At 64.9% G+C, this 11,450-nt stretch carries 10 protein-coding genes and 1 pseudogene; 2 read left to right on the plus strand and 9 right to left on the minus strand.

Annotated features, from left to right (window positions below; translation table 11 throughout):
* The 9 genes and pseudogenes from Q7514_RS05045 to Q7514_RS05085 all read right to left on the minus strand — a co-directional run.
* Positions 1 to 813, minus strand: a pseudogene (locus tag Q7514_RS05045) (NAD(P)-dependent oxidoreductase); the annotation flags it as partial.
* Positions 792 to 1,607, minus strand: a complete 816-nt coding sequence (locus Q7514_RS05050) for an NAD(P)-dependent oxidoreductase (protein WP_330132639.1) — start codon at positions 1,605 to 1,607, stop codon at positions 792 to 794. The gene Q7514_RS05050 and the pseudogene Q7514_RS05045, both read right to left, overlap by 22 nt.
* Positions 1,607 to 2,545, minus strand: a complete 939-nt coding sequence (locus Q7514_RS05055) for an alpha/beta hydrolase (RefSeq protein ID WP_330132162.1) — start codon at positions 2,543 to 2,545, stop codon at positions 1,607 to 1,609. Before Q7514_RS05055 ends, Q7514_RS05050 begins: the two co-directional genes overlap by 1 nt.
* A complete protein-coding gene (locus Q7514_RS05060; protein WP_330132640.1) occupies positions 2,542 to 4,203 on the minus strand; it encodes a thiolase C-terminal domain-containing protein in 1,662 nt (553 codons plus the stop codon). Before Q7514_RS05060 ends, Q7514_RS05055 begins: the two co-directional genes overlap by 4 nt.
* A gap of 188 nt (positions 4,204 to 4,391) precedes the next feature.
* Positions 4,392 to 5,756 carry a cytochrome P450 gene (locus tag Q7514_RS05065; RefSeq protein WP_330132163.1) on the minus strand — a complete coding sequence of 455 codons (1,365 nt, stop codon included), beginning with the start codon at positions 5,754 to 5,756 and terminating at the stop codon, positions 4,392 to 4,394.
* A gap of 17 nt (positions 5,757 to 5,773) precedes the next feature.
* Positions 5,774 to 5,965, minus strand: a complete 192-nt coding sequence (locus Q7514_RS05070) for a ferredoxin (RefSeq protein WP_330132164.1) — start codon at positions 5,963 to 5,965, stop codon at positions 5,774 to 5,776.
* A gap of 85 nt (positions 5,966 to 6,050) precedes the next feature.
* Positions 6,051 to 6,911 carry a mycofactocin-coupled SDR family oxidoreductase gene (locus Q7514_RS05075; protein WP_330132165.1) on the minus strand — a complete coding sequence of 287 codons (861 nt, stop codon included), beginning with the start codon at positions 6,909 to 6,911 and terminating at the stop codon, positions 6,051 to 6,053.
* A gap of 99 nt (positions 6,912 to 7,010) precedes the next feature.
* Positions 7,011 to 7,715 (minus strand): SDR family NAD(P)-dependent oxidoreductase, encoded by a 705-nt coding sequence (locus Q7514_RS05080; protein WP_330132641.1) that lies wholly within the window; start codon positions 7,713 to 7,715, stop codon positions 7,011 to 7,013.
* Complete coding sequence (locus tag Q7514_RS05085) at positions 7,712 to 8,521, minus strand: TauD/TfdA dioxygenase family protein (RefSeq protein WP_330132166.1); 810 nt, start codon at positions 8,519 to 8,521, stop codon at positions 7,712 to 7,714. The genes Q7514_RS05080 and Q7514_RS05085 overlap by 4 nt, the downstream gene beginning before the upstream one ends.
* A gap of 218 nt (positions 8,522 to 8,739) precedes the next feature.
* Between Q7514_RS05085 and Q7514_RS05090 the strand changes: the two genes are divergently transcribed.
* Together Q7514_RS05090 and Q7514_RS05095 are read left to right on the plus strand one after the other, a co-directional pair.
* Positions 8,740 to 10,239 carry an aldehyde dehydrogenase family protein gene (locus Q7514_RS05090; RefSeq protein WP_330132167.1) on the plus strand — a complete coding sequence of 500 codons (1,500 nt, stop codon included), beginning with the start codon at positions 8,740 to 8,742 and terminating at the stop codon, positions 10,237 to 10,239.
* Positions 10,236 to 11,441 carry a CaiB/BaiF CoA transferase family protein gene (locus Q7514_RS05095; protein ID WP_330132168.1) on the plus strand — a complete coding sequence of 402 codons (1,206 nt, stop codon included), beginning with the start codon at positions 10,236 to 10,238 and terminating at the stop codon, positions 11,439 to 11,441. The genes Q7514_RS05090 and Q7514_RS05095 overlap by 4 nt, the downstream gene beginning before the upstream one ends.
* Positions 11,442 to 11,450 lie beyond the last annotated feature (9 nt).

Below are 11,450 nucleotides of genomic sequence, written 5' to 3' on the forward strand. Positions count from 1 at the left end.
TCAGGCTCGCGCGCTGATCGCGGTGTCGAGCACACCGAGGTCGGCGCCGAGTTCGGCGACCGTGTCGCGCACGACCGAGACATCCTTCGAGATGAATTCCCCGACCGAGCTGCGGAACGCCTCGACGGACCCGCGCATTGCGACGTTCCCCATCACCTTGCACGCCGAACTTCCGTGGGGAAGAGCGGAAAACAATGCCTCCGGCGCAACGCCGAGCTGTTGCCCGAGCGCTTCGGCCTCGGCCAGGAGCCCGATCTGAGCTGCGAACAGGGCGTTGTTCACGAGCTTGACGCGCAGTCCGTTGCCGCTCGGCCCGACGTGCAGCACCGGGTCGCCGTAGGCATTCAATACCGGGACGACCGCGGCGACATCGGACTCGGGGCCGCCGACGAAGAGCGTGAGGCTGCCCGCTGCGATGTCGTGCGGACCGCCGCTCACCGCCGCATCGACGACCGCGACCGCCAGCGGTTCGGCCACCGCGACAAGATCTTCGATTGTCTTCGGGCTGATGGTGGTGTGGATGACGAGGGATGATCCCCGTGGCATCGCCTGCAGGAGTCCTCGTTCGAGGCAGACCTCGCGGACCTGGGCATCGGTGAACACGCACACCGTCACGAGATCGACGTCGACGCCCACCTCGGAGACGTCGTCGACCGCTTTCGCTCCGGCGGTTTCGATCGCGGCGCGCGACTCATCGGACCGTCCGAGCACCCGAACCTCGTGACCTGCACCGAGAAGACGTTCGACCATGGGCATGCCCATGCGGCCTGCACCGACGAACCCGACGCGGCTCATCGCTGGTATCCCATCATCTCGAGCGTCGCGTCGGCCGTGCTCAGTGACACTCCAGCGGAGGCTCCGGCATTGTCGGCGAGACTTGCAACGAGTGTGACGTCCTTTCGGAGGAGTTCACCGGCGTGCCCTGCGATCCGTTCGAGGCCGCCGGCGGAGACGACACGGCCCAGCGCGAAGCTGTTCGCCGTGCCGTGCGAGACGACCTCACCGAGCTTGGCGGGATCGACGCCGAGCGACTTGCCGAGTTCGAGGGTGCTCGCCGCAGTCGACAGGTTGGCGGTGAAGAGCAGGTTGTTGAGCAGCTTCGCGACCTGCCCGGCACCCAGGTCGCCGAGGTGGACGACGGGGTTGCCGTAAGTCTCGAACACCGGCCGGGCTACTTCGACGGTCTTGTCGTCGCCACCGAGCATGACGAGCAGTGTGCCCGCTGCCGCACCCATGCCGCCGCCGCTGACCGGTGCGTCGATTATCGACACACCCTTCTCACCGGCTACCTCGGCGAGTTCCTTACAGGTGTCGGGGTGGATGGTGCTGTGGATCGCGATGATGCCGCCGTCGCGCAGTCCTTCGAGGACCCCGTTCTCGCCGGTGATCACCGAGCGGACGTCGTCGTCGCTCACCACACACAGGCACACGAGGTCGCTCGCCTCCGCGAGTTTCGCGGGAGTGTCGGCGTATTTCGCGGCGGTGTCGGCGTAGGGTTCCAACGACTCTTTCCGGCGTGCCCACAGCGTAACTTCGTAGCCGGCGTCTACGATGCGGCGGGCCATGGGGCCGCCTTGGCTACCGAGTCCGATGAATCCGACGCGCATCATGTGTCCTTACCTTGGTGGGCTCGCTCGGCGAGGCAGTCGTCGATGAAGTTCAAGACGGTCCGGTGGTACTCCGGAGCAGCGTTGCAGATGCTGAGATTGTGGCCTCCTCCGGCGATCCGGGTGGTGGCGACACGAGGGGATGCGGTGAACATCGCGGCGACGTCGTCGAGTGCCTGCGGGTCACTGCGCCACACCCGCTCGTACTCGGCGGCAGCGTACTGAACGGGAACAGGCACACGAGGCGCCAGCGAGGGGAAGGTCTCCGTAGGCCAGATGGCTGTGACATCGGCCTCGTAATCGGGCGTGCGAGAACCGATTGCCGCACCACCCATGATGTCCGCCGGGTAGAGGTCCTCCGCCGGCGTCCAGATCAGTTCACCCACGCCTTTTGCTTGAGCGTATCGCTCACGCGTACCGAGGATCCCGACCGCAAGCGCGTGGTGCTCGCGACCGGTGCCGGAAATTGCGAGGCCGAGCAGGTCGTGGCCGTGGTCGTCGGTGGCCATCCGAACTGCCAGTTCGCTGCCGACCGAGTGGCCCCACAGGAACAGGCCGGTCTTGCAGGAACCCGAGCCGAGGACGGCATCGACTGCCGCGTAGGTGAGGTGGGCCCGACGCTGCGAATCGCGGAGTTCCTCGGCGAACGGCCTCGATGCGCCGTATCCGGGACGATCCAGTGCGAGCACCGTATACCCGTGATGGGCAGCAGCGCGCATCATCGACAGTTCAGGGTGGCCGGGGCAGTCCCAATATGCGGAGAACGCGGCACCTCCGTGCAATGCCACGATCACTGCGCGCGGTTCGGGGGCCTCGAGGAGCAGTCCCGAGATCGGGATGCCCTCGATATCGACGACGCGGGAGACGGGTGAGGAACTCCACGCGTCGCCGACACCGGCCTCCTCGATCGCTGAGGACTGTGGGGTGGTGAAAGTCATGAGTCCGTCCGAAGTAGCATCGCGCCGCCGGGAGAGAGCCCGCCGGTCGCGGCCACGGCGACACGTGCACCGGCGACCTGCCGCGGACCGCCTTCGCCGCGCAACTGTGTCACGGCCTCATGGATCAGTCCCATGCCGTGAGTGCGCCCGTGGGACAGCTGACCACCGTGCGTATTGAGGGGGAGGATCCCATCGCGGGCGATGTTCTTGCCGCCCGCGAGGAAATCCTTCGCTTCGCCGATGCCGCAGAATCCGAGTCCTTCGAGCCACGACAGGCAGTTGAAGCTGAAGCCGTCGTAGAGCTCGGCCACGTCGACATCGTCGGGCTTCATGGATGTGCGCGACCACATGTGGGCAGACGGCCCGAGCGAATGCGGCTCGTGCGTCAGCGTGCTCTGATCCCAGTCCATTCGTTCCATGATCTGGGTACCGACGGCCTCGACGAGCACCGGGGTCTTCGGGAGGTCGCGTGCTGCGTCGACAGCCGAGACGATGACGGCGATCGAACCGTCACACGGGACATCGCAGTCGTAGAGCCCGAAAGGCGTGGTGATCGGACGGGCCGACATGTAGTCGTCCATCGTCATCGGGTCGCGGTAGATCGCGGTCGGGTTCAGCGCCGCGTTTGCGCGCTGGTTGAGCGCGATCCACCCGAGCGTTTCGCGGTCGGTTCCGTATCGATGGAAATGCCGCTGCGCGTTCTGCGCGAGGGTGTGGGCAGCGGACGTAGCACCGAATGGCATGAACCAGTTCGGGGTACGACCACCGGACGGGGGAGCGATCTCCCCGCGCTTCATCAGTTCGCTGTAGGTCGCCTCCCACAACGTGCGGTAGCACAGCACATGCCGCGCGGCCCCACTGGCGACTGCGATCATCGCGGCGATCACCGATCCGCCTGGGCCGAACGTTTCGATACCGCCGTTGTGCCACGTGGGCCGCAAGCCCAGCGCGGCTTCGACCTGCGTGATGCCACCCTCACCGAACCCACCGACATTTCCGCCGCCGGGATAGCTGGCGATGCCGTCGATGTCGTCCATCGTCAGACCTGCATCGGCGACCGCTCGTTCGCACGCATCGATGGTCAGATCGATGGGTGACCGCATCAGTCGCCGGCCGATGTCGGACATGCCGATACCGGTGAGCGCGACCTTGTCCTCGTACTTGTCCTGCGTGGCCGGGGGACGCACGTGGAAACGGAACTCGCCCGGCTCGATCTCCTCCTGCGGGAGGGACGAGAGTTCGCTCTGCTCCGGTGCCGGCCGGAAGAGCGGAAGCCACACGTCCGCGTCCTGCTGGAAGACGACTTCCATGCGCATGCCGAGTTCGAGCGTCTCGGGGTCGCAGTCGACGATGTTGGTCGTGAGCCGGACCCGGGGGTCTTCCTCGATCGCAACCTGCGCGACGACGTACGGCGCAGGCATGCCCGGCACCGCGAAGCGGTGGTTGACCGTGAACCCCGCGAGAGTTGCGAAACCCGAGACCTCTCGGACACCCATCCGGTGCTCCCGGCAGTACCGGCAGACCGGTTGTGGCGGATGGATGAGAGCCGAGCACGACTCACATTCCTGAATTCGCAGTACCCCGTCGGCGCCCGCCGTCCAGAAGAATCGGTTCTGCGAGGTGAGTTGAGGTAGGGGACGTCCCGAGGCTTTCGCCACAGATGTGTCTCCGGTCTGATCGACCATCGCTGTCTCGGCCACGTGCGTCGAGTTCCTTACTGTCTGTGCCGGGGGCGCCGCTGCGCGACTGTCTGTGCTTGGAGCGCCGCTACGCGACTTTCTGTGCTTGGAGCGCCGCTACGCGTCGACGCAGTGGCGCCCCCGGGGTGAAATCGGTTGCTGTGGGATCAGTTACCGATGTTCGCCGAATCCTTCTTCCGCGTGATCGGATCTGCGAGACGCTGTTCGTCGCAGATCTTCTGCAGCCGCTTCAGCGTGTCGTCGAGATTGTCGCCGAGACGCGGTCCGGGGGTGAACGTCGCCGGCAGATGCCGCATGCCCTGGATCACGCCGATCGTGTCGTAGTGCACGGTGCCCTCGACGTCGACCTTGTAGTCCGGCATGCGATCGAGAACGGCGAGCAGCATCCGCTTGAACACCATGCGCGCCATGTTGGATCCGACGCACCGGTGAATTCCGAGTCCGAAGCTGAAGTGACGGTTACCCCGGCGCTCGAGATCGATGTTGTTCGGGTCGTCGAACAGTTCGGGATCGCGGTTGGCCATGGCCCACGACAACCACAGCCGGTCGCCTTCCTTGAACTCGGTACCGTCGAGTTCGTAATCGTCGGCGAAGGTACGTCCGTCGCCCGGCGCCGGAGTGAAGTAGCGCAGGAACTCCTCGGTCGCGGGATTGAGGAGGGTGTCGCGCTCCTCGCTCAGACGAGTCCGCTCGTCGGGGTTGAGCCCCAACCATTCGAGTGAATGGGCTGTGAGGGCGGTCGTCGTGTCGAAACCGCCGCCGATCAGGAGGCTGAGGATGCCCAGGAGCTCCATGTCGTCGGGCTTCTCGCCGAGCACTTCGACGTTCGCGATCGCGTTGATCAGGCCCGGGCGCGGATTCTCCCGGATCTCGATCAGGCTCATGAGCAGGTCCAGCCCCATTGTGCGGTGCATCTCGTTGATGCGCGGGATGTCCGGGGAGTCCGGCGGCGTGTAGACCGCGGCGTGCACCGGCTCGTTGTAGATGACCCACTTCTCGATGGGAATTCCCATCATGGCGAGGGTCAGTACGGCCGGTACGATGTTCGCGAGTTCGTCGACGAAATCGATCTTTCCGCTTTCGATCTTCTCGTCGATGGCTGCGCGGACGACCTCGTCCACGAAGGGGATCCACCGCTCGACAGCGGCGGGGGACAGGTAAGGATTGAGCAGTGCTCGAAACTCGTGATGCTCAGGGTCGTCCATCTCCAGGATTCCGCCACGCACACCGGACGCGCGTGAGTTCCAGGGAATCGAGATGCCCTTGTATCCCCTGCGCTTACCGTGGATGTCGTGGTCGGTAGACACGTCCGGGTGGCGTGCGAGGTCGAACACCTGGCTGCTACCCGCGGCGACCCAGTGGCCACCGTGGGTGTCGGACCATGCCATCGGACACTTCGATTGCATTTCCTGGGTGACGTCGAGGAACCGATCCCGGTAATCCGCTGCGTGTCGGTCGAAGTCGAAGGTGGGAGTCTTTCGGGCTGCGTCGGCAACTGGGTCGACACTCATGACTGTCCTCTCGGGATTCAGAGAATGGTGATCGCTTGCTCAGGACACGAGCGCACGGCCTCGCGGACGTTCTCCTCGAGGTCTTCGGGAATTTCGGTATCGATGGCTGTGGCATGGCCGTCGATGTCGCTCAGCTCGAAGACATCCGGTGCAGCCATGGCGCACAATGTGTGTCCCTGGCAGCGGTCGGGGTCGACTCGCACCTTCATGGCGTTCCTCCCGTTCGAATGGATATTGATGATGGGCTGTACATTTCGGGGAGTCGGCCCCGGCCCGAAGGCCGGGGCCCGGTCGTCAGATGTGGTAGTCGTACCACTTGAGGTATCCGCCGCCGTCCACACGCATCTGCATGCCGGTCACGTAGCGGGCTTCGTCGGAGGCAAGGAAGAGCACCATGTTGCTGCTGTCCTCGGGCTCGATGAACGGAATCCGCATGGCCTGCTGCACACCGAAGGCCGGCTCTGCGTCCGCGCGGGTCGGGTGTTCGAGATCCGGACGGAACGACCGGTACATCGGCTCGCTCTGCAGCATGTCGGTGTTGCAGTTGGTGGGGTGCAGTACGTTTGCGCGGATGCCGGCGGGGGCAAGATGGGTTGCCAGGTCGTGGATGAACTGCGACAGGGCGCGCTTCGAGAACACGTAGGCGGCGCCGCCGAGGTCCTTGCCCGGCTGGTCGACCTTCGACACATCCATGAGTGCGGCGGTCGAGCCGGTTGCGATGATCGATGCGCCGTCACCGAGGTGCGGCAGTGCCGCCTGCACGGCGTTGATGGTGCCGACCAGGTTGGTGTCGACCACATCGGCCCAGGCCTGTCGCTGCGGCTCGCCCTTCATGCCGGCGACACCGGCCTGCGCGACGACGATATCGATCTTGCCGAGCTCGTCGATACCCTGTTGGACCGCTGCGCGCATCTGCGCGGCGTCGCGGACGTCGGCCTTGACCGTCACGATGCGACGGCCTTCCTTCTCGACCAGACGAGCGGTCTCGTCGAGATCTTCCTGGCTGGCCATCGGGTAGCCGATGGTCGAGAAGTCCTCGCACCGATCGACGGCGATGATGTCGGCGCCCTCGGATGCGAGCTTGACTGCGTGGCTGCGGCCCTGACCTCGCGCCGCGCCCGTGATGAATGCGACCTTGCCTTCTACGCGTCCCACTGTTCGTCCTTTCGATCGAGTGTGTGGTTTTCACAGGCCCGATGATGGGCCGGCAGTGTTCACGTATTGCGTTTACGTACTGCGGTTCGAATACTGCTGTTAGGTGTTTCGGCCACCGTTGACGCCGAGGATCTGTCCGGTGATGTAGCCGGCTTCCTCCGAGATCAAGAATGCACACGCAGCGGCGATGTCTTCGGGACGGCCGGCCCGCCGGACCGGTGTGCGCTCGATGTGGTCTTCGATGGTGCCGCCGAGCAGGCCCTTGCTCTCGGAGCGGCGGAGCATAGGGGTGTCGACGAATCCGGGCGGGACCGCGTTGACGGTGATCCCGTCGGGCCCGTACTCGAGCGCGAGCGACTTCGTGAGCCCGTTGACGGCGGCCTTGGCCGAAACGTACGCGGACATGAATTGCTGGCCCGACTGCGCGCTCGACGAGGAGATGTTCACGATGCGTCCCCAGCCGGCATCGACCATGTCGGGGAGCGCGGCCTGGACGCAATGGAACACGCCGCCGAGGTTGACATCGAGGACCTTCTGCCAGGTGGCGTAATCGATGTTCTTGAATCGCTTGTACAGTTCGAGGCCGGCACCGTTGACGAGGATCGTCACGGGACCGAGTTCTTCGCGGACCTGCGCGAAGGCTGCCGCGACCTGCTGCGGGTCGGAGACGTCGACCTTGTATTCGAGCTCTTCACCGGACGGGTTCAGATCGAAGACGGCGACCTGATGGCCGTCCTTGCGCAGACGCTCCGCGATGGCCTTACCGATTCCCGAGCTTCCGCCGGTGACGACGGCTGTCTTCACGCCCATGCTTCGTCACCCACGATCGTGGTGCGGCGCATGAGGCGCTCGGACGACGGATCGTACGGGAGAGCGCGGTGCAGCATGCCCGTGTTGTCCCAGACGACGAGGTCTCCGACCGACCACTCGTGCGAGTAGACGAAGCGCTCCTGCGTGGTCCACGTGAGGAGTTCGTCGAGGAGTTCACGGCTCTCGTCGGGACGCATGCCCACGATGCGATCGGCCGTTGCGCCGATCACGAGCGATCGGCGGCCGTCGCGGCGATCCCACACGAGCGAGGACTCGTGCTCGGGAAGCCGGCGCCAACCTGCAACCTGCTCTTCGGTGGGGTCGGGGTACACCAGGCGTTGCGCGGCCTCGAAGCTGTGGACGACCCGCAGGCCCTCGTAGCGCTTCTTCTCATGCTCCGGAAGGTTCTCGTATGCGGCGTATGTATTGGCGAATTCGGTTCCGCCGCCGACCATCGCGACGTGGCGTGCAGACAGTGTGGTCGCCTTGGCCGGGACGTCGTTGGTGGTGTCGTCGATGTGCCAGCAGAACGTGCCCTTGAGGTATTCCGCCGTGGGCGTCTTTGCGGGATCGAGTGAGACAGTGAAGATTTCCTGCCCCGGCGCCGGCTGCACCAACTTCCCGAGGCGACGGCTGAAGGCCAGCTGGCCCTCGTCGTCGAGGTTCAGGCCGCGGATGAGCAGCACCCCTCGCCATTTGAGCGCCTCGAGCAGTTGGGCCACCACCGAGTCGTCGCCGAGGTCGTCGAGGCCGGTGACTTCCACCCCGAGTGACGGACTGAGTGCTGTTGTCTCAATCACAAGAATCTCCCTTCCAGATGCGAGAACCATACTCTCGTTCGATTGGGGGTGGCAAGACCGGATTTGTCCGGGTTCGGCCGGCCTCTTCCCACTTCGCCTCGGTGGCGTGAATCACGTTCTGGGGTAGGCGTGAGACGCTCGACTTGGTACAGTCGCCTCCAGCAGATCTCTGATTCTCAGATGCGAGAATATTATTTCCACCAGTGTGAGGAGACGGAATGTCACCGCAGGACAACGGGTCGACCGCAGTAGTCGACGGCGCTACATCGACGGGCGTGACGAAACCCCTGCTCATCGACGGCGAACTGGTCACGCTCGACAAGACCTTCCCGTCCTACAATCCTGCGACCGGTGAGCTGTACGGTCACGCTCCGGACGCCGGAGTGGACGAAGCAGAGGCGGCCGTTGCCGCTGCTCGCCGTGCATTCGATACCACCACCTGGGCAACCGACGCCGAATTCCGTGCCAACTGTCTGGACCAGCTGTACCAGGCGCTGCAGGACAACAAGGAAGAGCTGCGCGAGCTCCTGATGGGCGAAGTCGGCGCCACCCGCGTGCTTACTCACGGCAATCAGCTCGAAGCTCCGCTCGAGATCGTCAAGTACTACGCCGACCTGCTGCGGACCTACCCGTTGACCGAAGAGCTCGGTGAGATCGAGATCCGCGGACAGCAGCACCGCCGGTGGATCGACAAGGAAGCAGCCGGTGTCGTCGCTGCGATCACCGCGTACAACTACCCGGTCCAGCTGGCGATGGCCAAGCTGGCACCTGCACTTGCGGCAGGATGCACGGTCGTTCTCAAGGGCGCACCCGACACCCCGCTCGTCACCAACGCCCTCGGCGAGATCATCAAGGAACACACCGATATCCCCGCGGGCGTAGTCAACGTCCTGTCGTCGTCGGGTATCCCCGTCGGCGAGGTCATGACCACGCATCCGGAGGTGGATGTCGTGACGTTCACCGGCTCCACCCCGGTCGGTGCGCAGATCATGGCGGCTGCCGCGGCCACGATGAAGAAGGTCTTCACCGAGCTCGGCGGCAAGTCCGCTCTGATCGTGCTCGATGACGCAGACCTTGACATGGTCGCGCAGTTCGCCGCCTTCAGCATCTGCTCACACGCCGGCCAGGGTTGCGCGCTGACCACTCGCCTTGTCGTGCCGCGCGAGAAGCACGACGAGATCGTGGCGCGCGTCGCGGGCTTCATGGCCAACGTGCCGTTCGGCGATCCGACGAACCCCAAGATGTACATGGGGCCGCTCATCAGCGCGAAGCAACGCGACAAGGTCGACGGACTCGTGCAGCGCGCGATCGAGGCCGGCGCCACGCTGGCGACCGGCGGCAAGGCCGTCGAGCCCGGCTACTTCTACGAGCCGACGCTCCTCGCCAACGTCGACCCGTCGAGCGAAATCGCCCAGGAAGAGGCGTTCGGTCCTGTTCTCGCGGTGATCCCCCACGATGGCGACGACGATGCCGTCCGGATCGCCAACGATTCCAAGTACGGACTGTCCGGCGGTGTGCTCACCGCCGACGAGCAGCGCGGCATCGCGATCGGACGTCGCATCCGCACCGGTACGTTCAGCATCAACGGTGGTAACTACTTCACCCCCGACATGCCCTTCGGTGGATACAAGCAGTCGGGTATCGGTCGTGAGATGAGTGCGCACGGTCTGGAGGAGTTCCTCGAGACCAAGGCCTACGCAGCCGCGGTGAAGGCATGAAGCCACTGGACGGGGTCCGCATCCTCGAGGTCGCGATGTACGGGTTCGTTCCCTCGGCGGGCGCAGTGCTCGCCGAGTGGGGTGCCGACGTCATCAAAGTCGAACACGCGGTCACCGGTGATCCGCAGCGTGGCCTTCGCCAGATCGGCCACATGCGCGTCGAGGGCGACCCGAACCCCAATGTCGAACATGCAAATCGTGGGAAGCGCAGCATCGGCGTCGATATGAGCACGCCCGAGGGCAAGGAACTTCTCCACGACCTCGCACGTAATTGCGACGTGTTCCTGACGAGTTTCCTCCCGCAGGCCCGGACGAAGTTCGGTATCGACATCGACGATATTCGTGCCGTGAACCCGAAGGTGATCTACGCGCGCGGAAGCGCGCTCGGTCCACGTGGCGAAGAGTCCGACAAGGGCGGCTACGACATGACGGCCTTCTGGGCGAGAGGGGGAATCGCCGCCTCGCTCACCCCTCCCGGGACAGAAGGCATGATCAGTCCTCCGGGGCCGGCGTTCGGCGACACCATCTCCGGAACCAACCTCGCGGGCGGTATCGCGGCAGCCCTGTTCAAGCGTGAACGTACCGGCGAGCCGTCGATCGTCGACGTGTCGTTGCTCAGCAGTGGCGTGTGGGCGATGGGCCACGGGATCGCATTGTCGGTACATATGAACGATCACATGGTGGCCCCGGTGCCCGGCGGGCACGGCGCGATCACCAACCCTCTCTCCGGACTGTACGAGACAGCGGACGGACGATTCCTGTCGTTCGTGATGCTGCAGCCGACGAAGTACTGGGCGGAGGTGTGCACGCTCATCGAGCGCCCCGACTTGATCGACGATCCCCGCTTCGCCGATTCCGAACAGATTGCCGCGCACACCCCAGAAGCCGTCGAACTCATTCGTGAGGCCATCCGTACCCGCACGCTCCCCGAGTGGACCGAGCGTTTCGGAAGTCTGTCCGGCCCGTGGGCGCCGGTGCAGGATTCTCTGCAGGTGGCGAGCGACCCGCAGGTCCGGGCGAACGAGTACATCGTCAAGGCGGGTGAACTCGAGTTGGTCAGCAATCCCGTCCAGTTCGACGTGAGCGCGCCCACCCCCGGAGCGGCGCCCGAATTCGCCGCTCAGACAGAGGAAGTCCTGCTCGAGCTCGGGCTCGATTGGGACCGCATCATCGCCCTCAAAGCTGCCGGAGCAGTCACGTAGTTCGGCAGT

Source organism: Rhodococcus artemisiae (genome assembly GCF_036327795.1).
Lineage (GTDB): Bacteria > Actinomycetota > Actinomycetes > Mycobacteriales > Mycobacteriaceae > Rhodococcus > Rhodococcus artemisiae.